The sequence below is a fragment of the Lutibacter agarilyticus genome, from assembly GCF_900188235.1.
Lineage (GTDB): Bacteria > Bacteroidota > Bacteroidia > Flavobacteriales > Flavobacteriaceae > Lutibacter > Lutibacter agarilyticus.
The window spans coordinates 236,667-259,692 of the sequence record NZ_FZNT01000001.1 but is presented as its reverse complement, the minus strand read 5'-3'; the positions used below and the strand labels follow the sequence as shown (position 1 = coordinate 259,692).

General features: G+C 30.7%; 23 protein-coding genes. 9 read left to right on the top strand and 14 right to left on the bottom strand.

From position 1 onward, the window contains the following. Nucleotides 1-8: 8 nt before the first annotated feature. From CHB67_RS00955 to CHB67_RS00930, 6 genes are read right to left on the bottom strand one after another with little or no spacing between them, the layout of a single operon-like run. Nucleotides 9-935 (bottom strand): UDP-3-O-(3-hydroxymyristoyl)glucosamine N-acyltransferase, encoded by a 927-nt coding sequence (locus CHB67_RS00955; RefSeq protein WP_089379865.1) that lies wholly within the window; start codon nt 933-935, stop codon nt 9-11. An 8-nt stretch (nt 936-943) separates the two neighbouring features. Beyond that, the gene (efp, locus tag CHB67_RS00950; protein WP_089379864.1) at nt 944-1,510 is read right to left on the bottom strand and encodes an elongation factor P; all 567 of its coding nucleotides are present in this window, start codon (nt 1,508-1,510) and stop codon (nt 944-946) included. 37 nt (nt 1,511-1,547) lie between these two features. Next, entirely contained in the window at nt 1,548-2,330 is a 783-nt protein-coding gene (gene lpxA / locus CHB67_RS00945) for an acyl-ACP--UDP-N-acetylglucosamine O-acyltransferase (RefSeq protein ID WP_089379863.1), read from the bottom strand. After that, nucleotides 2,330-3,727: a bifunctional UDP-3-O-[3-hydroxymyristoyl] N-acetylglucosamine deacetylase/3-hydroxyacyl-ACP dehydratase gene (locus CHB67_RS00940; protein WP_089379862.1), complete on the bottom strand. Its 1,398-nt coding sequence runs from the start codon at nt 3,725-3,727 to the stop codon at nt 2,330-2,332. The genes lpxA and CHB67_RS00940 overlap by 1 nt, the downstream gene beginning before the upstream one ends. After that, nucleotides 3,720-4,760: a UDP-3-O-(3-hydroxymyristoyl)glucosamine N-acyltransferase gene (gene lpxD / locus CHB67_RS00935; protein ID WP_089379861.1), complete on the bottom strand. Its 1,041-nt coding sequence runs from the start codon at nt 4,758-4,760 to the stop codon at nt 3,720-3,722. Before lpxD ends, CHB67_RS00940 begins: the two co-directional genes overlap by 8 nt. A 34-nt stretch (nt 4,761-4,794) precedes the next feature. After that, entirely contained in the window at nt 4,795-6,024 is a 1,230-nt protein-coding gene (locus CHB67_RS00930) for an HD domain-containing protein (protein ID WP_089379860.1), read from the bottom strand. A gap of 37 nt (nt 6,025-6,061) precedes the next feature. Here CHB67_RS00930 and porX point away from each other — a divergent pair, with 37 nt between their 5' ends. From porX to CHB67_RS00910, 4 genes are all read left to right on the top strand, one after another. Beyond that, nucleotides 6,062-7,612 carry a T9SS response regulator signal transducer PorX gene (gene porX, locus CHB67_RS00925; protein WP_089379859.1) on the top strand — a complete coding sequence of 517 codons (1,551 nt, stop codon included), beginning with the start codon at nt 6,062-6,064 and terminating at the stop codon, nt 7,610-7,612. An 89-nt stretch (nt 7,613-7,701) separates the two neighbouring features. Next, nucleotides 7,702-8,118, top strand: a complete 417-nt coding sequence (gene tsaE / locus CHB67_RS00920) for a tRNA (adenosine(37)-N6)-threonylcarbamoyltransferase complex ATPase subunit type 1 TsaE (protein ID WP_089379858.1) — start codon at nt 7,702-7,704, stop codon at nt 8,116-8,118. Next, on the top strand, nt 8,111-9,313 hold the full coding sequence (locus tag CHB67_RS00915; RefSeq protein ID WP_089379857.1) for an alanine dehydrogenase: 1,203 nt from the start codon (nt 8,111-8,113) through the stop codon (nt 9,311-9,313). The genes tsaE and CHB67_RS00915 overlap by 8 nt, the downstream gene beginning before the upstream one ends. 3 nt (nt 9,314-9,316) lie before the next feature. Continuing rightward, complete coding sequence (locus tag CHB67_RS00910) at nt 9,317-9,688, top strand: hypothetical protein (RefSeq protein WP_089379856.1); 372 nt, start codon at nt 9,317-9,319, stop codon at nt 9,686-9,688. On the opposite strand, the gene CHB67_RS00905 is transcribed toward CHB67_RS00910, so the two are convergent. Beyond that, nucleotides 9,675-10,358, bottom strand: coding sequence for a TrmH family RNA methyltransferase (locus CHB67_RS00905; protein ID WP_089379855.1), 684 nt, complete (start codon nt 10,356-10,358; stop codon nt 9,675-9,677). The genes CHB67_RS00910 and CHB67_RS00905 overlap by 14 nt on opposite strands. A gap of 44 nt (nt 10,359-10,402) precedes the next feature. Between CHB67_RS00905 and CHB67_RS00900 the strand changes: the two genes are divergently transcribed. Beyond that, nucleotides 10,403-11,095 carry an SIR2 family NAD-dependent protein deacylase gene (locus tag CHB67_RS00900; RefSeq protein WP_089379854.1) on the top strand — a complete coding sequence of 231 codons (693 nt, stop codon included), beginning with the start codon at nt 10,403-10,405 and terminating at the stop codon, nt 11,093-11,095. On the opposite strand, the gene CHB67_RS00895 is transcribed toward CHB67_RS00900, so the two are convergent. The 5 genes from CHB67_RS00895 to priA all read right to left on the bottom strand — a co-directional run bounded on the left by CHB67_RS00895 (nt 11,067) and on the right by priA (nt 15,496). Beyond that, the gene (locus tag CHB67_RS00895; protein ID WP_089379853.1) at nt 11,067-11,537 is read right to left on the bottom strand and encodes a DUF6495 family protein; all 471 of its coding nucleotides are present in this window, start codon (nt 11,535-11,537) and stop codon (nt 11,067-11,069) included. The genes CHB67_RS00900 and CHB67_RS00895 overlap by 29 nt on opposite strands. Nucleotides 11,538-11,745: 208 nt before the next feature. Further along, nucleotides 11,746-12,198, bottom strand: a complete 453-nt coding sequence (rplI, locus tag CHB67_RS00890) for a 50S ribosomal protein L9 (protein WP_089379852.1) — start codon at nt 12,196-12,198, stop codon at nt 11,746-11,748. Nucleotides 12,199-12,212: 14 nt separating this feature from the next. Beyond that, complete coding sequence (gene rpsR / locus CHB67_RS00885; protein WP_089379851.1) at nt 12,213-12,506, bottom strand: 30S ribosomal protein S18; 294 nt, start codon at nt 12,504-12,506, stop codon at nt 12,213-12,215. A 5-nt stretch (nt 12,507-12,511) separates the two neighbouring features. Then, on the bottom strand, nt 12,512-12,853 hold the full coding sequence (gene rpsF, locus CHB67_RS00880) for a 30S ribosomal protein S6 (RefSeq protein ID WP_089380203.1): 342 nt from the start codon (nt 12,851-12,853) through the stop codon (nt 12,512-12,514). A gap of 165 nt (nt 12,854-13,018) precedes the next feature. Then, nucleotides 13,019-15,496, bottom strand: coding sequence for a replication restart helicase PriA (gene priA, locus CHB67_RS00875; RefSeq protein WP_245813387.1), 2,478 nt, complete (start codon nt 15,494-15,496; stop codon nt 13,019-13,021). A 178-nt stretch (nt 15,497-15,674) separates the two neighbouring features. Here priA and CHB67_RS00870 point away from each other — a divergent pair, with 178 nt between their 5' ends. Continuing rightward, nucleotides 15,675-16,766: a hypothetical protein gene (locus tag CHB67_RS00870; protein WP_089379849.1), complete on the top strand. Its 1,092-nt coding sequence runs from the start codon at nt 15,675-15,677 to the stop codon at nt 16,764-16,766. A 77-nt stretch (nt 16,767-16,843) separates the two neighbouring features. On the opposite strand, the gene CHB67_RS00865 is transcribed toward CHB67_RS00870, so the two are convergent. Next, complete coding sequence (locus CHB67_RS00865; RefSeq protein ID WP_089379848.1) at nt 16,844-18,049, bottom strand: THUMP domain-containing class I SAM-dependent RNA methyltransferase; 1,206 nt, start codon at nt 18,047-18,049, stop codon at nt 16,844-16,846. A 135-nt stretch (nt 18,050-18,184) separates the two neighbouring features. Here CHB67_RS00865 and CHB67_RS00860 point away from each other — a divergent pair, with 135 nt between their 5' ends. Both CHB67_RS00860 and CHB67_RS00855 read left to right on the top strand, forming a co-directional pair. Then, a complete protein-coding gene (locus CHB67_RS00860) occupies nt 18,185-18,913 on the top strand; it encodes an SAM-dependent methyltransferase (protein WP_089379847.1) in 729 nt (242 codons plus the stop codon). Further along, nucleotides 18,910-19,581, top strand: a complete 672-nt coding sequence (locus CHB67_RS00855; RefSeq protein WP_089379846.1) for a ZIP family metal transporter — start codon at nt 18,910-18,912, stop codon at nt 19,579-19,581. The genes CHB67_RS00860 and CHB67_RS00855 overlap by 4 nt, the downstream gene beginning before the upstream one ends. A 93-nt stretch (nt 19,582-19,674) precedes the next feature. Here the strand turns inward: CHB67_RS00855 and CHB67_RS00850 are convergent, their stop codons facing one another. After that, complete coding sequence (locus tag CHB67_RS00850; RefSeq protein WP_089379845.1) at nt 19,675-21,873, bottom strand: RecQ family ATP-dependent DNA helicase; 2,199 nt, start codon at nt 21,871-21,873, stop codon at nt 19,675-19,677. A gap of 184 nt (nt 21,874-22,057) precedes the next feature. Between CHB67_RS00850 and CHB67_RS00845 the strand changes: the two genes are divergently transcribed. Further along, nucleotides 22,058-23,026, top strand: a complete 969-nt coding sequence (locus tag CHB67_RS00845) for a KpsF/GutQ family sugar-phosphate isomerase (RefSeq protein WP_089379844.1) — start codon at nt 22,058-22,060, stop codon at nt 23,024-23,026.

The window sequence follows — 23,026 nt, the reverse complement described above, 5'->3', positions numbered from 1 at the left end:
AAAAAAAATTATGTTTTTTTTTGATCTCTAAGAAACTGATTGATTTCCGCAATATCTTTCAGCTTTTTTCGGGCTTCACCTGCAGGAGTTCCAAAATACGTTTTTCCTCCTTTTAAAGATTTTGCAACACCACTCTGACCAAGTATTACAGCTCCTTTACCAATAGTAACACCACTATTAGTTCCTACTTGTCCCCATAGGATTACGTTATCTTCAATAATACAACAACCTGCAACACCTACTAAAGAGGCTATTAAACAATTTTCGCCAATAATTGTATCATGTCCAACCTGTACCTGATTATCAATTTTAGTTCCTTTTTTTATTGTTGTATTTGCTGAAACACCTTTATCAATAGTACAAAGTGAACCTATATCTACATTATCCTCAATTACAACACTTCCACTAGATAATAATTTATCGTATCCAGTAGGTCTATTTTTATAATAAAAAGCATCGGCACCAATACTTGTACCTGCATGAATTGTTACATTATTACCAATTTGGCAATTATCGTAAATAATTACATTTGGATGTATTACACAATTATCTCCAATAGCTACATTGTTTCCAATAAATACATTTGGTTGAATAATTGTGTTGACTCCTATTTTAGCAGTATCAGCAATACTTTTAATGGCTGGTTGAAAAGCACTAAAAAAAGTTGTTAGTTTATTAAAACAAGAAAATGGGTCCTTAGAAACTAATAAAGCCTTTCCTTCAGGACATTTTACCTTTTTATTAATTAAAACTACTGAAGCTTTAGATTGCAGTGCTTTATCATAATATTTAGGATGATCAACAAAAACAATATCCCCTGGCTCAACTACATGAATTTCATTGCATCCAGAAATGGGGTAACTTTCAGGTCCTACAGCTTTTGCTCCGGTAAGCTCTGCTATTTCTTTTAAAGTATAAACACGAGGAAACTTCATAAATAAATCTATTCTTTAACTCTCTCTAAATAAGCACTTTTAGCTGTATCAATTTTTACTTTATCACCTTCATTAATAAATAATGGAACATTTATAGTAGCACCAGTTTCAACTGTTGCTGGTTTAGTAGCATTTGTAGCTGTATTTCCTTTTACACCAGGTTCAGTATGTGTAATTTCCAAAATAACACTTAAAGGCATATCTACTGAAAGTGGCATATCATCTTCCGTATTTACAATAATTGTAACAACCTCTCCCTCTTTTAAAAGCTCTGGAGCATCTAAAACATTTTTTTGTAAGGTAATTTGATTATAATCTTGAGTATTCATAAAATGAAAATCATCTCCTTCAGGATATAAATACTGAAATTTTTGAGTTTCAACTCTAATATCTTCAATTTTTCTTCCTGCAGGGAATGTATTATCTAATACTTTACCTGTAGATAAACTTTTTAATTTGGTTCTTACAAAAGCAGGTCCTTTTCCTGGCTTTACGTGTAAAAATTCTACTACTTTAAAAATATCATTATTATGTCTAATACATAAACCATTTCTAATATCTGATGTTGTTGCCATTTATTTTGTATAAATAATTAATTAAAATAGCTAATTATTAGCTACCTGTATATCCTTTCATAATTCCTCTTTGAGAATTTTTTATAAATAGAATAATTTGATCTCTTTCTTTTGTTGCTTCCATTTCAGCTTCAATTTTACCTAAAGCCTGAGAATTGTTGTAGTTTTTTTGATATAAAATTCTGTAAATATCCTGAATTTCTCTAATCTTTTCAGTATCAAAACCTCTTCTTCTTAATCCTATTGAATTTATACCAACATAAGATAAAGGCTCTTTACCTGCTTTTGTAAATGGTGGAACGTCTTTTCTAACTAATGACCCTCCTGAAACTAACGCGTGTTGACCAATATGAATAAATTGATGTACCGCAACTAAACCACTTAAAATTGCAAAATCTCCTACAGTAACATGCCCTGCAATTACAGAACCATTGGCTAAAATACAATTATCACCAATTACACAATCGTGTGCAATATGTGATGTTGCCATAATTAAACAGTTATCTCCTATTTGAGTTTTACCTAACGCTTTGGTACCTCTGTTAACAGTAACACATTCTCTAATTGTTGTATTATCTCCTATAATTACTAGGGAATCTTCTCCGTCAAATTTTAAATCTTGTGGAATTGCTGAAATAACTGCTCCTGGAAAAATTCTACAATTCTTTCCAATTCGAGCACCTTCCATAATGGTAACATTAGAACCAATCCAAGTACCTGAACCAATTTGAACATTATTATGAATTGTAGTAAAAGGTTCAACAACTACGTTTGTAGCAATTTTTGCACCTGGATGTATGTAAGCTAATGGTTGATTCATTATTCTTTTGGTTTTTTGGCAATTTGCGCCATTAATTCAGCTTCAACAACTAATTTTCCGTTCGCATAACCATACGATTGCATATGACAAATTCCACGTCTAATTGGAGTTATTAATTCAGCTTTAAATATTAAAGTATCACCAGGTAATACTTTCTGCTTAAATTTAACATTATCCATTTTCATGAAATACGTTAAATAATTTTCTGGATCTGGTACTGTACTTAATACTAAAACACCACCACATTGTGCCATTGCTTCAACTTGTAAAACACCTGGCATTACTGGTGCTCCTGGAAAATGTCCAACAAAAAATTCTTCATTCATTGTCACATTTTTCATTCCAACCACATGGGTATCAGATAATTCAATAATTCTGTCTATTAGTAAGAAAGGTGGTCTGTGTGGAAGAATATTCATAATTTGATGAATATCCATTAAAGGTGGTTGATTTAAATCGAATTTAGGAACATAATTCCTTTTTTCTAATTTAATAATTTTTTGTAATTTTTTTGCAAACAATGTATTTACTAAATGACCTGGCTTGTTTGCTATAACTTTACCTTTTATTCTAGTACCAACCAAGGCTAAATCACCAATAACATCTAACAATTTATGACGAGCAGCTTCATTTGCCCAACGCAATGTTAAATTATCTAAAATTCCGTTAGGTTTGACGGTAAGGTTTTCTTTATTAAAAGCTTCTTTTAATTTTACCATTGTAGCTTCAGATATTTCTTTATCTACATATACAATAGCATTATTTAAATCGCCTCCTTTAATTAAATTATGATCAAGTAACATTTCTAATTCATGTAAAAAACTAAATGTTCTTGCGTCTGAAATCTCTGTTTTAAACTCTGATAGTGAATTTAATGTAGCATTTTGAGTACCTAAAACTTTCGTCCCAAAATCAACCATTGTTGTTATTTGGTACTCATCAGAAGGCATTAAAATAATTTCACTTCCAGTTTCTTCGTCTTTAAATGAAATAATTTCTTTAACAACGTATTCTTCTCTTTTTGCATTTTGCTCTTCAATTCCTGCTTCTTCAAGCGCCTCTACAAAATGTTTTGATGAACCATCCATAATTGGTGGTTCTGGAGCATTAACTTCAATAATAATATTATCGATGTCTAAAGCTACAACAGCTGCTAATACGTGTTCTGAAGTATTTATAACAACTCCTCTTTTTTCAAGATTCGTTCCTCGTTGTGTATTGATAACGTATTCTGCACTTGCTTCAATAATAGGCTCTCCCTCTAAATCAATTCTTTTAAATACATATCCATTATTTACAGGAGCAGGTTTAAAAGTCATTGTGACTTTATTACCTGTGTGTAAACCAACGCCAGAAAGCGTTACTTCATTTTTAATTGTTTTTTGATTGTTACTCATCTTGATTTTTAATAGCTTTTAGTTCCTTCTCTAGTTGATTTATTTTATTTACCAATTTTGGTAAATTTTTAAAGTACACATAAGATCTGTTCCAGTCTGAATACCCAAATGCTGGAGACCCTTGTATTACCTCATTATCTTTTATATTTCTTCCTATTCCAGATTGCGCTTGAATACGCACATTGTTACCTACAGTTAAATGCCCTGCAATACCCACTTGCCCTCCTAACATACAATTTTCTCCTATTTTTGAAGAACCTGCAATTCCTGTTTGTGAGGCAATTACTGTGTTTTTCCCAATTTCAACATTATGCGCTATCTGTATTTGATTGTCGAGCTTTACTCCTTTTCTAATAATTGTTGAGCCTAAAGTTGCTCTATCAATAGTAGTTGCAGCACCAATATCAACATTATCTTCAATAACTACATTTCCAATTTGAGGAACTTTGCTGTATTCTCCTTTTTCATTAGGCGCAAAACCAAAACCATCTGCTCCTATAATTGCACCTGAATTAATAACACAGTTATTTCCAATTACGGTATCAGACATAATTTTAGCTCCTGCAAAAATAATAGTATTATCACCAATTTTCACATTATCCTCAATATAAGCGTTTGGATAAATTTTTACATTATTTCCAATAATAACATTATTGCTAATGTATGCAAAAGCACCTAAATATAAATTCTCTCCAATTGTTGAAGAATCACTAATATACGAGGGAGACTCTATTCCAGATTTGTTCATTTTTACTTGGTTGTAAAACTCTAGTAATTTTGAAAATGCTTTATAAGCATCTGGAACTTTAATAAGTGTTGCTATAATTTCTTTTTCAGGTGTAAAATCTTTATTTACAATAGCTATAGTAGCCTTAGTTGTATAAATATATTCAGTGTATTTTGGATTTGATAGAAAAGTTAATGATCCATTTTCCCCTTCTTCAATTTTAGAAAGCTGGTTTACTTCTGCATTTTCATCTCCAATAACCTCTCCTTCTAAAATTTCTGCTATTTGACTTGCTTTAAATTTCATTGTCTACAAAAGTAAAAAAAAACTTCAATTCTACCTATTTCTTTGGGTAACACATGTAGTACTTATACACAGGTTTTGATAAAGCCTTTATATTAAGGTGGTCAGAAGCTGCTGTAATGTCTTTTATATCACCATTTTTAAACAAAATTTGAATATTATTTTGGGTTGAATCATATGCTTGATTGCTTATTTCTCCATAGTACACAAAATAATCTAATTCTTCAGTTGAAAGATTAAAAGCCTCCTTCACATTATTATTTACCTCATTAATTTCTAATTCAGAAAAAGGTGTGTTTTGAATAATAACTTTAGGCAACTGTCTGTTTATTAAAGTTTCGCAAAGTTTAGAAAGCACCATATCTTCATTAGCAATCCACTCTTTAATTGCAGATAACACATCATAATCATCTAATCTTGAAAATGTTTTTAAGGTTTTAAACGTAAAGTTATCATTGTTAATTTGGTGTTCTAGAAAATATGTAAATGCTTTACTTGCTGGCAGTTTAACACCTTTAGAAACCAATTCTTTAGCACGTTTTAATACTTTTACCAATAATTTTTCGGCAACCAAACCTGTTTTATGTAAATAAACCTGCCAATACATTAATCTGCGCGCTACAATAAATTTCTCTACAGAATAAATTCCTTTTTCTTCAACAACTAATTTATCGTCTTTTACATTTAGCATCACAATTAAACGTTCAGAGTTGATATTTCCTTCAGCAACACCTGTATAAAAACTATCACGTTTTAAATAATCTAGTCGATCCATATCTAACTGACTAGCTATTAATTGATATAAAAACTTACGATGGTAATTACCCTTAAAAATTTGAATAGCCAATGTTAATTGTCCATCAAATTCAACGTTTAAAGCTTCCATGAATTTTAATGAAATAGCTTCGTGATGAATGCCTGTAACAATACTTTGTTCTAAGGCATGTGAAAAAGGTCCGTGACCAATATCGTGTAATAAAATTGCAATATAAACTGCGTTTGCTTCATCTTCGGAAATTTCTACACCTTTAAATTGTAATATTTGGACCGCTTTTTGCATTAAATGCATACATCCAATAGCATGATGAAAGCGGGTATGATGCGCTCCTGGATACACTAAATGTGATAATCCCATTTGTGACACCCTCCTTAAACGTTGAAAATAAGGATGTTCTATCAAATCGTAAATTAAAGCATTAGGAATCGTAATAAAACCGTAAATTGGGTCGTTTAATATTTTGAGTTTGTTCGTTTTTTTTTCGGTCAAAACTATTTTATTTTAAAAGTACTACAAAGATAACAATATGAGTGAGATAAACATTTTATGGGTTGATGATGAGATAGATTTATTAAAACCACACATTCTTTTTTTAGAAAAAAAGGGGTATTCTGTATCAAAATGTACCAACGGTGCTGATGCTATTGATATGTGTGACGAACATAATTACGACATCGTTTTTCTAGATGAAAATATGCCAGGGTTGAGTGGTTTAGAAACATTGACTGAAATAAAAAGTAAACTTCCTAATTTACCTATTGTAATGATTACCAAGAGTGAAGAGGAATATATTATGGAAGATGCTATTGGTAATAAAATTGCAGATTACTTAATAAAACCTGTAAATCCGAATCAAATATTATTAAGTTTAAAAAAGAATTTAGATCACTCTAGGTTGGTTTCAGAAAAAACAACTTCCAATTATCAACAAGAATTTAGAAAAATTGCGATGGATTTAGCAATGGTAAATTCTTATGAAGAATGGATTGATGTGTATAAAAAATTAGTGTATTGGGAATTAGAACTCGAAAATATTAGCGATACTGGAATGGTTGAAATTTTGGAAAGTCAAAAGCAAGAAGCCAATTCTTTGTTTTTTAAATTCATTAAAAAAAACTACATAGATTGGGTGAATGATGAAGATAACGCTCCTATCCTTTCCAATAATTTATTCAAAAAATTAATTCTACCAGAAATATCAAAATCTAACGGAACCTTAGTTGTAGTAATTGATAATTTACGTTACGACCAGTTTAATATTATTGAAAAAACCATTAATAAATTCTATAAAAAACAAGAAGAAATTCCTTATTTTAGTATTTTACCTACTGCAACTCAATATGCTCGAAATTCAATTTTCTCTGGTTTAATGCCTTTAGAAATGGCTCAAAAACATCCAACGCTTTGGAAAGATGATACGGATGAAGGAGGTAAAAATTTACATGAAGAAGAATTTTTACAAGCGCAATTACAACGCCTAAGAAAAGATCTAAAATTTAGCTACCATAAAATAACAACACTTAAAAACGGAAAACAATTAGCCGATAATTTCAACAATGAAAAAGAAAATGATTTAACGGTTGTTGTGTATAATTTTGTAGATATGCTTTCACACGCCAAAACTGAAATGGAAGTTATTAAAGAATTGGCTAGCGATGATAAAGCTTATAGGTCGTTAACTAACAGTTGGTTTGTAAACTCTCCTTTGTTAGAAATGATTCAAAAGGCGCAAAAATTAGGTATGAAATTAATTATAACTACAGACCACGGTACTATAAACTCAAAAGTGCCTTCAAAAGTTATTGGTGACAAAAATATCAGTTCTAATTTACGCTATAAAACAGGCCGAAGTTTAACCTACGAACAAAAAGAAGTATTTGCGGTTAAAGATCCTAAAGACATTAAACTACCTTCTATACATATGAGTAGTTCGTTTATTTTTGCTAAGGAAGATTATTTTTTCGCTTACCCAAATAATTACAATCATTTTGTAAAATATTATAAAAACACCTACCAACATGGAGGAATTTCATTGGAAGAAATGATTATTCCGTGCGCTATATTTGTTCCTAAGTAACTTATATTGTTTATTTGTATTATTGTTAAAAATAACTAAAATATATTTTGACAAGAATATTGGTTAACTAAAAAATAAGAGCATTAAGTATGACTAAAAACTATACTTTAGACGAATTACCTAAAATAGCTTCCGAAGTAATTAAAAATGCAAAAAACAACGTATTGCTTTTTTATGGAAGTATGGGGGTTGGTAAAACAACTTTAATAAAAGAAATTGTAAAACAGTTGGGTGTTGCTGATAACGTAAGTTCTCCAACTTTTTCATTAGTAAACGAATATCATACTAAAAATAATGAAAAAGTATTTCATTTTGATTTTTACAGAATTAATGATGAAGAAGAAGCTTTAGATATGGGAGTAGAAGAATATTTTTACAGTAATAGTTGGTGTTTAGTTGAATGGCCAAATAAAGTTGAAAATTTACTACCTTTAAATGCTGTAACAATTACCATTACAGCGAACGAAAATCAACTACGAACCATAGAACTTAGTAATAATGAGTAAAAAAATTACTTCACCATTTAGTCATCAAGAACTAATACCACAAGAAGAAACCCTTGAAATTATTCGGCAAAAAGGTGAATTGGTTATAGGCATACCTAAAGAAACCCATTATCAAGAAAAACGTGTTTGCTTAACACCTGATGCCGTTGCGGCATTAACAGCGCAAGGACATAAATTTGTGATTGAAACGGGTGCTGGTGATGGCGCAAATTATTCAGACTCACAATATTCTGAAGCTGGAGCAAAAATTTCTTACGATGTTAAAGAAGCATTTGGTTGTGAAATTATTTTAAAAGTAGAACCACCTTCGTTGGATGAAATTGAAATGATTCATCCACAAAGTACGTTATTCTCTGCGCTACAATTAAAAACACAAACCAAAAAATATTTTGAAGCATTGGCTAGCAAACGAATTACTGCCATTGCTTTTGATTATATTAGAGATGAACACGGTGTTTATTCTGTTGTAAAATCGTTAAGTGAAATTGCAGGAACAGCATCTATTTTAATTGCCGCTGAATTAATGAGTACTGTAAACGGTGGAAATGGGTTGTTAATGGGAAACATTAATGGCGTACCTCCTACTTCAGTAGTTATTTTAGGCGCAGGAACTGTTGGTGAATTTGCAGCTAGATCTGCCATAGGTTTGGGTGCTCGTGTAAAAGTTTTCGACAATTCTTTAACCAAATTACGCACGTTACAACAACGCTTAGGACATCCAATTTATACTTCAACTATTCAGCCAAAAACCTTACAAAAAGCTTTAATGCGCTGTGATATTGCCATTGGAGCTATTAGAGGTGTATCAAGATCTCCAATTATTGCTACTGAAAGTATGATTGAAAAAATGAAAGATGGCGCCGTAATTGTTGATGTTAGTATAGACAGGGGTGGTTGTTTTGAAACTTCTGAAGTTACAACACACGCAAACCCAACCATTACCAAACACGGTGTTATTCATTATTGCGTACCAAATATACCTTCAAGGTACTCTAGAACAGCTTCAGTATCAATAAGTAACATTTTCACACCTTACCTTTTAAGTATTGCTGAAGAAGGCGGTTTTGAAAATGCGGCACGTTATGATAGAAGTTTGCAAAAAGGAATGTATTTTTACCACGGTATTTTAACAAATAAAACCGTAGCAGATTGGTTTAACTTACCATACCGGGATATTAATTTATTGTTTTTGTAAACTATGACTTTTAAACAACGCTTACCTTTTTTTTTAGGAGGGTTAACTATCGGAATTATTATCGTTATTTTTATTTTTGGTAAAAAAAATACCACTTTTGATTATGGTCCAAATGCTCGTGTACTAAAAACACTTAGAACAAAAGAACGTGTTTTCTCTAAAGAAGCCATAGCTACAATGCATTATTACCAACTTGACACTACTACTGTTTCAAAAATATTAAACAGCGGAAATGTGGATTTAGGAAATAAAATAAAGCTAGATAGTTGTATGTATCAATACAGTATTAAAGGTTCTAAAGAACTAAAAAATATAGAGCTTATTGTTAAAAATTGTGACTCTACTGCTATTATAGATAAAATTACTGTTGAATAGCAATTTTCTCGTGATAATGTGCTTCAATTTTTTTGATGCTTTTAATAGTTTTCTTCAACCACTTTAAATAAATTTCACTTTTCTCTAAATCTGATAATTGCCAATCAATATCCGATTTTTTTAAGCGATCGTTTAAACTTTGAAGAATAATAGCTACTGCTACCGATATATTCAAGCTTTCAGTAAAACCAACCATTGGTATTTTTAAAAACCCGTCGGCATTGTTCATTACGTGTTCAGATAAGCCTTGTTTTTCAACCCCAAAAAAGAAAGCCGACTTTTTACTGATATCAAAATCTTGTAAATAACACGATTCATTATGTGGTGTAGTTGCAATAATTTGGTAGCCTTTGCTCTTTAAATCATCAATACACGCTAATGTATTATTGGCATCTTGCTTATTGTATAACGAAAAATCAATCCATTTTTGGGCACCTTTTGCTACTTGGTTTGAAGCGTAAAACTCATACTTACTTTCAATTACATGCAAATCTTGTATTCCAAATATATCACAACTTCTAACAATTGCACTAGAATTATGAGGCTGAAAAATATCTTCAATAGCTACCGTGAAATGACGAGTTCTATCATTTAACACTTTTTTAAATAAGTTTTTTCTTTTATCTGTTACAAAATCTTCTAAATATTCAATAAATTTATGATCTACCATTAAAATATATTATTTTTTCAAAGATAAAATTTTACTTTTGAATTATGAAGAAAATTGTTGTTCTTACTGGAGCTGGTATTAGTGCTGAAAGCGGCATTAAAACATTTAGAGATGCCAATGGTTTATGGGAAGGTCATGACGTTATGGAAGTAGCCTCACCTATTGGATGGGAAAATGACCAAAATTTAGTACTCGACTTTTACAATAAAAGACGTGCACAATTATTTAATGTGCAGCCTAACTTAGGTCATTTAGCCTTAGCTGAATTAGAAAAACACTTTGAAGTAAATATTGTTACCCAAAATGTTGATGATTTACATGAACGTGCAGGAAATGCAAACATTACCCATTTACACGGAGAATTATTAAAAGTAAGAAGCACCAAAAATAAGAATTTAATTTACCCTTGGAAAAAAGACTTAAATATTGGCGACGTTTGTGCTGAAAATTTTCAATTAAGACCGCATATTGTATGGTTTGGAGAAGAAGTACCAATGTTAGATACTGCAATTGAAATTGTATCTGAAGCCGATGTATTACTTATTGTAGGAACATCAATGCAAGTGTACCCTGCAGCCAATTTAGTAAATTATATTCAGCAAAATACGCCCATCTATTTTATAGATCCTAAACCGTCTATTGCTAAAAACAGCTTTAATAACTTAACAATTATTAATGAAGTTGCTTCAACAGGTGTGCCAAAAGTGGTTACTGAATTAATTGACTTGTTGAAATAAACAAACTTCCTTTTGTAATTTGACCACCCATTTCAATCAATACAAAAAGCTCCGTATTTCTTTCTTTTTGATATTTTTTAACAGCTTTAAAGTATTCAATTGAGTCACTTAACGGATTTTGCATAAACCAATTAAAATCTTCTTCATTTAAAAAACTCTTTGAAACATCATTTAATCGAATATAAATCCGAATAATTTCTTTAGAATTGCATTTAAACAAGTTGATATGATTTGCTGAAATATGCTCAATATATTCGGTTTTATTTAACACATCTTCCCAAACAATATCACTAAATATATTCAACTCATCATCAGCCATTTTTGGTTTCTCTGTTTTAATGGTTTCCCATTCCTTCACATCAATTTGTTGTGTCGCTAAAAATTCAGCAAATTCTTTGTGTAATTCTAAAAACTGTTCTTTAGTAAGTTGTCTGTATTTCATAAATAATCATAAAAATTGCTCAAAAGAGCGGTTCAAATATACTATATTTTCTGTGTTTAGAAAGAATAACGCAATCCAAATTAAACTTTTAAAATAACGATAAACTACCTTAAACAATATTTTAGTTACATAATCCAAAGAATAATAAACATAAAAAAAGACCCACTATAAAAGTGAGTCTCTTTAATATTGTTAAGCAACTAATTAATTAGTTAGCTTCACTTATAATTTCAATAGGTAATTCAACAATTACAGCTCTGTGTAAACGAACTGTTGCGTTGTATTTACCAAGTCTCTTAATGTTTCCACCTTCAACTTTAATGAATTTTTTATCAACCTCTTGACCTGCTTTAGCTAAAGCTTCAGCTACATTACCATTATTTACTGATCCAAATAATTTAGTACCGTCACCTGTTTTAGCTGTGATTTTGATTTCTAATTCTTTAATTGCATCTGCAATTTTTGTAGCATCTTTTATTAGTTTTTCTTCTTTAAAAGCTCTTTGCTTTAAAGTTTCTGCTAATACTTTTTTTGCTGAACTAGTTGCTAATACTGCAAATCCGTGAGGAATTAAGTAGTTACGTCCGTAACCATTTTTTACAGTTACTACATCATCTATAAAACCTAAGTTTTCAACGTCTTGTTTTAATATAATTTCCATGATTCCTTTCAGTTTTATTTTAACATATCACCAACGTATGGCATTAAAGCTAAGTGACGCGCTCTTTTAATAGCTACAGAAACTTTACGTTGAAATTTTAATGATGTACCAGTTAAACGACGAGGTAAAATTTTACCTTGCTCATTTACTAAGTATAATAAGAAATCAGCATCTTTATAATCAATATATTTGATACCGTTCTTTTTAAAACGACAGTATTTTTTTACTTGTTTAGTGTCAATATCTAATGGAGTTAGGTAACGAACATCACCTTGTTTTCCTCCTTTTGCTTGTTGTTCTATAGACATAACTTTTATTTTTTAGATGCGTTATTTCTTACTCTTCTCTTTTCAGCCCAAGCAGCAGCATGTTTATCTAAACCTACAGTTAAATAACGCATAACGCTATCATCTCTTCTGAACTCTAATTCGAATGGAGTAATTGCTTGTCCATCTACTTTGTACTCAAATAAGTGGTAAAATCCACTTTTTTTGTTTTGAATTGTATAAGCTAATTTTTTTAGCCCCCAATCTTCTTTTGAGATCATTTCGGCACCTTTGGAAACAAGATAGTCTTCGAACTTCTTTACTGTCTCCTTTATCTGAGTATCAGATAAAACGGGATTCAAAATGAAAACAGTTTCGTAATGATTCATAATTTTCTTTTTTAAATTTACTTTTAAGGCTGCAAAAGTACAATTTAATATCAAGAAGACAAGCCTTTATTCAAAAATAAATAATATTTATTTACGATTGGGAATGTGAATTTAAATGAGTTCCCATAATTCATAACCTTTATTTAAATTTGAAATCCTGTAGTATCAATAATTATCAACATCAATATTCAATCTTATTGGTCGAAATTCTTTTACCGATTGAAATGCATTTTTAACACGAATAATATTTTTTTTAGTAGCTGCTAAATGTTGCTTTTGAGGTATCTTTATAATAATATGTCGAATATAGTAGTTTCGTATTTTAGAAACTGCTGGTGTTGTAGGCCCTAAAACATTGTCTTTAAACATGCTTGTCAATGATTTCCCAAACCAATTGGCACCTTCTTCTACCCTATTAAAATCTTTATGTCTGAAGGTTATTTTTATCAACCTGTAAAAAGGTGGGTAATGGTATTGCCAACGTTCTTCCAACTGCTCTTTGTACATAACATCATAGCTATTGGTAGAAACCTGTTGCAAAATTTGATGGTACGGATTAAAGGTTTGAATGGCTACTTTTCCTCGTTTTTTATCGCGACCAGCCCTACCTGAAACTTGTACCATTAATTGGTAGCTTCTTTCGTGTGCTCTAAAATCTGGGAAATTCAACATATTGTCGGCATTTAAAATACCAACCAAAGAAACATTTGCAAAATCCAATCCTTTTGAAAGCATTTGCGTACCCACTAAAATATCAATTTCTTGGGCTTGAAACTGACCAATTATTTTTTGATAGCCATATTTACCACGCGTGGTATCTAAATCCATTCTACCAATTTTATGATCAGGAAAAAGCTCTTGCAACTCCATTTCAATTTGCTCAGTTCCAAAACCTTTGGTATTCAATTTATTGCTTCCACAAGCACCACAATTATGCGGCATTGCCTGTCGGTATCCACAATAATGGCAACGTAATTCTTTTCTGTAACTATGAAACGTTAAACTTACATCACATTGCGGACATTGCGGTGAAACTCCACAAGTTTCACATTCAACAACAGGTGCAAAACCACGTCGATTTTGAAACAAAATAACTTGTTCTTTTTCATCTAAAGCTTCCTGAATCATAATTAACAAACGATCAGAAAAATGACCTTTCATTCTTTTCTTTCGATGCTTTTCTTTAATATCAACCAATTCAATTTCGGGCAATAAAACATTTCCAAAACGCCTATTTAACTCTACAAAACCATATTTTCCTTGTTGCGCATTGTAAAAGGATTCTATACTTGGTGTTGCCGAACCTAACAAAACTTTTGCTTTGTGTAAGTTGGCTAAAACAATGGCGGCATCTCTTGCATGATACCTTGGAGCAGGATCGTATTGTTTAAATGAAGGCTCATGTTCTTCATCAACAATTACAAACGATAAGTTTGAAAAAGGTAAAAATAACGAAGAACGCGCTCCAATAATTAGTTGTGCTTTTTGTTTGTTTTGCAACACATTGTTCCAAACTTCAACACGTTCATTCATTGAATATTTTGAATGAAAAACCGATAAATATGCTCCAAAATAATGCTGTAAACGCTCTATTAACTGTGTAGTAAGTGCAATTTCAGGCAATAAATACAATACCTGTTTACCACTTTCTAACAACTCTTTTATCAATTTTACATAAATTTCGGTTTTACCACTACTGGTAACTCCTTTTAACAACACTGTTGATTTGGTTTCAAAAGAGGTTGTTATTTCATTATAGGCAATTTGTTGATGCTCGCTTAATGTTTTTATTTCTGAAGTTTTCCCGTTGAATTCAATTCGGTCTTTTTGAATAAAATAATATTCAAAAATATCTTTATCAACCAACGATTTTATAACTGCCGCAGAAGTATTTGAAGCTTCTTGTAATTGCGTTACTTTAATGGGCTTTTTTGATGCTTGTAGTTGAAAATAAGTAAGTACCGCTTCGCGTTGCTTTTTTGCCCTGTTTACCAATTCTAATAATTCAGGTAATTTTTCGGGCGTATTCCAAGTTGAAGTTAATTGAATATATTTAACCAATTTAGGCTTGTATTGCTCATAAATTTGTTCTTTTATACTAATAACTTCTTTATTTAATAATTCTTTAATAATTGGAAAAACGTTTTTCTTTCCAACTATCTCCATAATTTGATGAATAGATAAACGTGCTTGGTGTTGCAATGCTTCAACAATTAAAAATTCATTATCGCTTAATTCATTTTCACCTTTGAAATCGGAAATTAAAGATATTTCTGTTTCACTTTCTAATAAAAAAGCCGAAGGCAACGCGGCTCTAAACACATCGCCTAAAGAGCACATATAATATTTTGCTATCCACGCCCAGTGTTGTAGTTGCAGTTCATTCACAATAGGTGTTTCATCTAAAATTTGATGAATCTCTTTTGCTTCATACCCTTCAGGTGCAATTTCATGAATTTCATGTACCAATGCAGTGTACACCTTAGATTTTCCAAATTCAACAGCTACACGCATTCCTTTTTGTAAAAAATCGGCTTCAGCAGCTGTAATTTTATAGGTGAATTCCTTTTGCAAAGGAATGGGCAATATGACGTTTATATAATGAATAGCGTTAAAAATTGTTACAATTATTAATATGTACAAAAATACTTATTTGAATATTGTATTCATATTAAATTAAACAAATAAACAAAAAACTTTATACAATACTGATTAACAGTTGATTGCTTCTTATTATTAATTTTGGCACGTTGTTTGTTTTATATGAAGCACAAAAGCTAACCACAACTTTTTAATACGAACCCTTTAAAACTATTTAATTATGAAAAAATCACTACTTACATTCGTAACACTTTTATTACTTGGCTTTGGTAATTCATATGCTTCTAATAACGCCACAACAAATAATTATAACAACAGACTAGGAAATGCTTTTACTTTTGTAGAAAGCGGTATTACATTTTCTGTTTTTCAAAATGGTGAATTTGATTTTTATTTGAATCATCGCAATAATTTTAACGCCAACTATTATAACAATGGTGTTAACATTAGTTTTAACGCTGGGTATAATTACGATGCTTATGTACAATACGATCGTTTTGGAGCAGTAATTCAAATAGAAAACACCCCTGTATATTACGATTATTACGGACGAATTTCACAAGTTGGATCAATAAACATCAATTATACAAACGGTAGGTTGGTACGTTTAGGCGGTATGCATATTTACTATAACAACTATGGAAATTATGCTTATTACAGAGGTTATGTGAATCGCTATAATAGAAATTACGCTTATCATCCTTACCATAATTATTTTACAAGACCTTGTTACGATTATAGAGTTGTAAGCTACAAACCCTACCGTAATCATTACAAAGCTCAACGGTATGCTTATCATAGAGAGCACTCTAAAAACAAGTATTACATTAAAAATAACAACTATAAAAAACGTGGAAATAACAGCAAATACAACAATTATAAAAGCCACGAAAACAGACAACGTTTTGCAACAAATTCAGTTCCAAAACGAAAAGAAAACAATGTTACAAACAACAGTAGAAACCAGGTAAAAGCTACTGATTTATTTAAAAATGAACGTGGAAATTACAATAGAGCCACAACAAACAACAATAGAAAAACAGCAAATATTCAACACAGAAATACTGAACGCTCAACTTCAACAAGAAGTGGTTCTAACCGTAATTTCGACAAGAGAAAAACAACTGCTGTAAATAAAAAATATGCTGAAACTAGAAGTTCTTCAGCTAATATGCAAAATAGAAAAGGCAGCACTTCAAACAAAAAAGAAAGTACTGTAAATGCTAGATCAAAAAAAGAATATACTAGAAAACCTGTTTCAACCAAAAATAATAAAAGAACGGTAGCTTCAACATCAAGAAGAACGTTATAAATAGTACTAAATAAAAAAGCTGTTTAAAAAGTTATAAGACTCTTTAAACAGTTTTTTTTTATGGTATAAACTTACTTTTAAGATTCACTTTCAGTAGTTTCTTCTGTATTTTCTATCTGTTTTGGCTTATTTTTTGAAGCCTTTCTACTACCTGCATACATATCATAACGTACAAAACGACAATCTAAATCGGCATTTTTGATAGGAATTCTTTTTGAAGTTTTTAGGCCTACATGCTTTAGAGCTTCTAAATCTGATGTTATAAACCAAACCGTAGAATCGGGATATCCCTGCTTTAAAGTGTCCCCAATACTTTTATAAAATTCTTTTACATCAATGTTTAAACGCTCACCATAAGGTGGATTGAACAAAATAGTAGTTGCTCCAAAAACTTCTTTCATTGAATTAAAGAAATTTACATGGTGCACACCTATAAATTCGGTTAAATTTGCATTTTTAATATTATCATTTGCTTTTTGAATGGCAGAAGGTGCCTTATCAAATCCCATAATTTTAAAATGACAATTACGGATTTTCTTCAACAACACCTCTTGAATTTTAAAGAATAAATCTTCATCAAAATCCTTCCAAAGTTCAAAACCAAATTCTTTTCTATTGATATTTGCCGGAATATTATTAGCAATCATAGCCGCTTCAATTAATATGGTTCCCGAACCACACATAGGATCAATAAAATTACAATCACCTGTATAACCAGAAAGCAATACCAATCCTGCCGCCAAAACTTCATTAATTGGTGCAATATTTGTTGCCGTTCTATACCCTCTTTTATGCAACGATTGCCCTGAACTGTCTAAAGAAACCGTACACAAATCGTTTAAAATATGTACGTGAATTTTCACATCAGGATGATGCACATCTACATTGGGTCTTTTATGGTATTTATGACGAAAATAATCGGCAATTGCATCTTTGGATTTTAGCGAAATATAATGCGAGTTGGTTGTAAAATGTTTTGAATTTACAACTGCTCCAATAGCAAAAGTAGAATCAACGGTCATTTCGCGCTCCCACTCCATTTGCATTAATTTCTTGTACAAATCGTCTTCATCAAAAACTTTAAAACGTTTGATAGGTTTTAATATTCTAATGGCTGTACGCAAAGCAATATTTGCTTTGTACATAAAACCTTTATCGCCTAAAAAAGAAACGTTACGAACCCCTACTTCAACATCTTGAGCTCCTAAATTTCTAAGTTCGGTTGCCAAAACTTCTTCTAAACCAAACATTGTGGTGGCAACCATTTTAAAATTATGATTCATCTATACTTATTTTCTGCAAAAGTACTCAATTTAGAAACGCTAAAAGAACTTCTTATTTTAAAAATTGAAGAAACCTATAATAAACACGCTTATAATTATTTCAATTCACTATTTTTGTAACTATTTTTTTTGACAATGACAATAAACAAAGATTGGTTTGTATCTTGGTTTGACACCAATTACTACCACATACTATACAAGCACCGAGATGATACCGAAGCACAGGAATTTATGCGAAATTTGGTGTCACTTTTACAATTTAATAGCGACGATTTATTACTAGATTTGGCCTGCGGAAAAGGGCGTCACTCTATTTATTTAAATTCTTTAGGTTACAATGTTGTTGGAGCAGACTTATCTAAAAATAGCATACAACTTGCTAAAAAATTTGAAAATGACCGACTGCATTTTGTTGAACACGACATGCGAAATGCTTTCAAAAATAAATACAACGCTATTTTAAACTTATTTACAAGTTTTGGCTTTTTTGAAGATGATAAAGAAGATATAGCTATTCTTCAAAATATAAAAAACGGTTTATTACCTAACGGAATTGCGGTTATTGATTTTATGAATGCTGAAAAAGTAACTGCTAATTTAGTACCTAATGAAGTACAAACTATTGATGGCATAACTTTTCATATTTCACGTTATCTAGAAAAAGGATTTATAGTTAAAGAAATACGTTTTGAAGCCGATGGCGCGCAGCATATTTTCTTTGAAAAAGTAAAAAGTTTAAATTTAGAAAAAATCAATAGCTATATTCATAGTGTTGGTTTCAAAATAAAGCATATTTTTGGTAATTATCAGTTAGCTGATTTTGATTCAAAAACTTCAGATCGTTTAATTTTAGTTTTAGAATGACCTATATAGTACTTATATTATCCGTTTTAGTAGGTGTGGTTATTGTTTTTGGTCTAAAACCAAGTACAAAAACTGTACAATTACTATTAGCTTTTAGTGGTGCTTACTTACTATCAATTACCATACTTCATTTATTACCAGAAGTTTATCATACGCATAATGAATCCATTGGACTCTTTATTTTAATTGGATTATTGTTGCAACTCATTCTTGATTTTTTCTCAAAAGGTGCTGAACACGGACATATTCATGTACAACAAGATGTTGTTTTTCCTTGGGCTTTATTTATAAGCTTATGTTTACATTCATTTATGGAAGGAATTCCTTTAGCCAACAATCACCATCACGACCATTTACTTTGGGCTATTGTAATTCATAAAGTACCTATTGCCATTATTTTAGGTACGTTTTTTGTAAAATCAAACATTTCAAAACAAAACTCAATCTTATTTTTAGTGCTTTTTTCGTTAATGTCTCCTTTAGGAAGCTTGGCTGGAGAAAATATCCCTTTATTAGTTACTTACAAAACACAAATATCAGCCATTATAATTGGTGTGTTTTTACATATTTCAACCATTATTTTGTTTGAAACTTCAAAAGATCATAAATTTAATTTATTAAAATTTATTGCAATTTTAGTAGGAATGATCGTAGCTATTTTAGCATAAATAAAAAACTCCGAAGCTATTTTCTTCGGAGTTTTTTATTTAATAATCATTGGTTATCCACATTATAAGATTCTGAAACAAGTTATTTTATAATTAATTTGCTACTTCGCTAATAAATTTAATTCGCATTAAACGCAATTCATCATCATCATAATCACCATCAAATTCATCCATTGCATCCTGTATTCTATCACTGTCAGATTCCATAAAATATTCATAAATTTCTTCTTGTTGCTCTTCATCTAACAACTCGTCTATACAATAGTCTATATTAATTTTAGTACCACTATAAACAATACGTTGCATTTCCTCAATTAAATCTGCAAATTCTAAACCTTTAGCCTTTGCAATATCTTCAAGCGGCAACTTTCTATCTGTATTTTGAATGATGTATAATTTCAACCCAGAATTAACACCTGTACTCTTTACAACAAAATCATCAGGTCTCAAAATATCATTTTCTTCCACATACTTTGCTATCAAATCTAAGAATGGTTTTCCAAACTTTCGAGCTTTTCCTTCACCAACACCATAAATATTCTTTAGCTCATCCATTGTTATTGGATATTTAAGCGCCATATCTTCTAAAGATGTTTCTTGGAACACAGCATAAGGAGGTACTTTATTTTTCTTTGCTACAGACTTTTGTAGTTCTTTCAATAATTTTACTAATACTTCATCTGAAGCTGCTCCAGCCTTTTTGCTATTTGTTACAATACTTGGATCATCGGTTTCATCATATATATGATCTTCCGTCATCATAAATGATGTAGGTGTATCAATATATTTTAAACCGTTTTCTGTAATTTTAACAACTCCGTATTGTTCTATTTCCTTTCTAATAAAACCTGCCACTAGTGCCTGTCGAATTAAAGCCATCCAGTAACTACCTTCTTTATATTTACCACAACCAAAAAATGATTGTTCATCGGTTTTATGAGATTTCAACAAAGCATTTACCCTTCCTATAAGTGTATTTACAAGCTCTTTAGATTTGTATTTTTCTTTGGTATCTCTAACAACTTCTAACAAAAGTTTTAAATCGCTTTTAGCTTCATGTTTTTTCTTTGGATTTACAACATTATCATCCATCTCAGCACCTAAACCATTTACATCATCAAATTCCTCTCCAAAATAATGCAATAAGTATTTTCTTCGAGACATCGAAGTTTCAGCATAGCCAACAACTTCTTGTAATAAAGCATTTCCAATTTCTTGCTCGGCAATTGGTTTTCCTGATAAAAATTTTTCTAACTTTTCAATATCTTTATATGCGTAATATGCCAAACAATAACCTTCGCCACCATCACGACCAGCTCTTCCAGTTTCTTGATAATAACTTTCTAAACTTTTTGGAATATCATGATGAATTACAAAACGAACATCTGGCTTGTCAATTCCCATACCAAAAGCAATTGTTGCAACTACAACATCAATGTCTTCCATCAAAAACATGTCTTGATGTTTTGCTCTTGTTTTAGCATCTAAGCCTGCATGATAAGGAACCGCTTTTATACCGTTTACTTGTAATAGTTGTGCTATTTCTTCAACCTTTTTACGACTTAAACAATAAATAATGCCCGATTTATCAGCATGACCACGAATAAAACGAATAATATCTCCGTCAATATTCTTGGTTTTAGGGCGTACATCATAAAATAAATTTGGCCTGTTAAACGAAGCTTTAAATGTTGTAGCATCTGACATTCCTAAGGTTTTCAAAATATCTTCCTGTACCTTTTCAGTGGCGGTAGCTGTTAAACCTATAATAGGTACATCATCAATTTTTTGAATAATATTTCGAAGGTTTCTGTATTCTGGTCTAAAATCATGTCCCCATTCAGAAATACAATGTGCTTCATCAATGGCTACAAATGAAATATTTTGAGCTTGTAAAAACTCAATATAATCTTCTTTTATTAAGGATTCTGGAGCTACATATAATAACTTTGTAATTCCTTTTTCTATATCGCCTTTTACTTGGGCTACTTCCGTTTTATTTAATGACGAATTTAATACGTGCGCAATTCCATGTTGAGATGAAATTCCTCGCATAGCATCAACTTGATTCTTCATTAATGCAATTAATGGAGATACAACAATAGCTGTACCATCCTTAATTAATGCAGGTAATTGGTAACACAACGATTTCCCACCTCCTGTTGGCATTATAACAAAAGTATCATCATTATTCATAATACTTTTAATCACTCCTTCTTGTAACCCTTTAAATTTTGAAAAACCAAAATATTGCTTTAGGGCTTTGTGTATATCAATATCTTTTTTGTTCATTCTTTTTTAAAAAATTAATTGTCAACAAATAACGCGTTCTTACTTAAGTTATTTTCTTTTTCACACAATTATAATAATTTTTGTTTTACTTTTTAGCTTAGTTTAACAAATATCTAATTAAATAAATTTATTTTTGTCTGCTATTAAAGATAAAACAATTTTTTAATTCAAAAAACATAAACTTTTGAAAAAAAATAAAAATACAATTCTAGAGACTGCTAAACAAACAATCATAGCAGAAAGTAACGCAATTTCAAATTTAGTTAATTTTTTAACAGAAGATTTCGAAAATGCTGTTAAATTTATTCATAAATCTAATGGTAGGCTTATAGTTACAGGTATTGGAAAAAGTGCTAAAATTGCTGATAAAATTGTTGCAACACTAAATTCTACAGGTACACCTGCTATTTTTATGCATGCTGCTGACGCCATTCACGGTGATTTAGGTAATATTCAAAAAAATGACGTTGTTATGTGTATTTCAAAAAGTGGAAATACTCCTGAAATAAAAGTCTTAGTGCCATTTATTAAAAATTATGGCAATAAAATTATAGCACTTACTGGAAATACACAGTCTTATTTAGGGTTAAATGCTGATTTTGTATTGAATTGTTATGTTGAAAAAGAAGTTTGTCCTAATAATTTAGCACCTACAACAAGTACCACCGCACAATTAGTTATTGGTGATGCCCTTGCTGTTTGTTTGTTAGATTTGAATGATTTTTCAAGCAAAGATTTTGCTAAATATCATCCCGGTGGAGCTTTAGGTAAAAAGTTATACTTGAGAGTAAGCGATTTAATTAACAAAAATGAATTGCCACAAGTTGTCACTACTACACCTATTAAAGATGTTATTATTGAAATCTCTAAAAAACGTTTAGGTACAACTGCTGTTATTGAAAATAATAAAATTGTTGGAATTGTAACAGATGGAGATTTAAGACGTATGTTAAAAGATAATTCCGATATTAGCGAATTAACAGCTGTTAATATTATGAGTGAAAACCCTAAAACAATTCAAGTTGATGCCATGGCAATTGAAGCTTTAGAAACCATGGAGAATAATAATATCACACAAATATTAGTAGAAGATAACACCAAGTATGTTGGTGTAGTTCATTTACATGATTTGTTAAAAGAAGGATTATTTTAA

Excerpts from the sequence above, each read along its gene's own strand:
- rpsR (WP_089379851.1), bottom strand. The coding sequence starts at position 12,506 with ATGTCTATAGAACAACAAGCAAAAGGAGGAAAACAAGGTGATGTTCGT.
- lpxD (WP_089379861.1), bottom strand. The coding sequence starts at position 4,760 with ATGAAATTTAAAGCAAGTCAAATAGCAGAAATTTTAGAAGGAGAGGTT.
- lpxA (WP_089379863.1), bottom strand. The coding sequence starts at position 2,330 with ATGAATCAACCATTAGCTTACATACATCCAGGTGCAAAAATTGCTACA.
- CHB67_RS00850 (WP_089379845.1), bottom strand. The coding sequence starts at position 21,873 with ATGAACAAAAAAGATATTGATATACACAAAGCCCTAAAGCAATATTTT.
- CHB67_RS00895 (WP_089379853.1), bottom strand. The coding sequence starts at position 11,537 with ATGAAATACAGACAACTTACTAAAGAACAGTTTTTAGAATTACACAAA.
- efp (WP_089379864.1), bottom strand. The coding sequence starts at position 1,510 with ATGGCAACAACATCAGATATTAGAAATGGTTTATGTATTAGACATAAT.
- CHB67_RS00940 (WP_089379862.1), bottom strand. The coding sequence starts at position 3,727 with ATGAGTAACAATCAAAAAACAATTAAAAATGAAGTAACGCTTTCTGGC.
- CHB67_RS00860 (WP_089379847.1), top strand. The coding sequence starts at position 18,185 with ATGACAATAAACAAAGATTGGTTTGTATCTTGGTTTGACACCAATTAC.
- CHB67_RS00855 (WP_089379846.1), top strand. The coding sequence starts at position 18,910 with ATGACCTATATAGTACTTATATTATCCGTTTTAGTAGGTGTGGTTATT.
- CHB67_RS00905 (WP_089379855.1), bottom strand. The coding sequence starts at position 10,358 with ATGGTAGATCATAAATTTATTGAATATTTAGAAGATTTTGTAACAGAT.
- tsaE (WP_089379858.1), top strand. The coding sequence starts at position 7,702 with ATGACTAAAAACTATACTTTAGACGAATTACCTAAAATAGCTTCCGAA.
- CHB67_RS00870 (WP_089379849.1), top strand. The coding sequence starts at position 15,675 with ATGAAAAAATCACTACTTACATTCGTAACACTTTTATTACTTGGCTTT.
- CHB67_RS00910 (WP_089379856.1), top strand. The coding sequence starts at position 9,317 with ATGACTTTTAAACAACGCTTACCTTTTTTTTTAGGAGGGTTAACTATC.
- porX (WP_089379859.1), top strand. The coding sequence starts at position 6,062 with ATGAGTGAGATAAACATTTTATGGGTTGATGATGAGATAGATTTATTA.
- CHB67_RS00955 (WP_089379865.1), bottom strand. The coding sequence starts at position 935 with ATGAAGTTTCCTCGTGTTTATACTTTAAAAGAAATAGCAGAGCTTACC.
- rpsF (WP_089380203.1), bottom strand. The coding sequence starts at position 12,853 with ATGAATCATTACGAAACTGTTTTCATTTTGAATCCCGTTTTATCTGAT.
- CHB67_RS00915 (WP_089379857.1), top strand. The coding sequence starts at position 8,111 with ATGAGTAAAAAAATTACTTCACCATTTAGTCATCAAGAACTAATACCA.
- rplI (WP_089379852.1), bottom strand. The coding sequence starts at position 12,198 with ATGGAAATTATATTAAAACAAGACGTTGAAAACTTAGGTTTTATAGAT.
- CHB67_RS00865 (WP_089379848.1), bottom strand. The coding sequence starts at position 18,049 with ATGAATCATAATTTTAAAATGGTTGCCACCACAATGTTTGGTTTAGAA.
- CHB67_RS00900 (WP_089379854.1), top strand. The coding sequence starts at position 10,403 with ATGAAGAAAATTGTTGTTCTTACTGGAGCTGGTATTAGTGCTGAAAGC.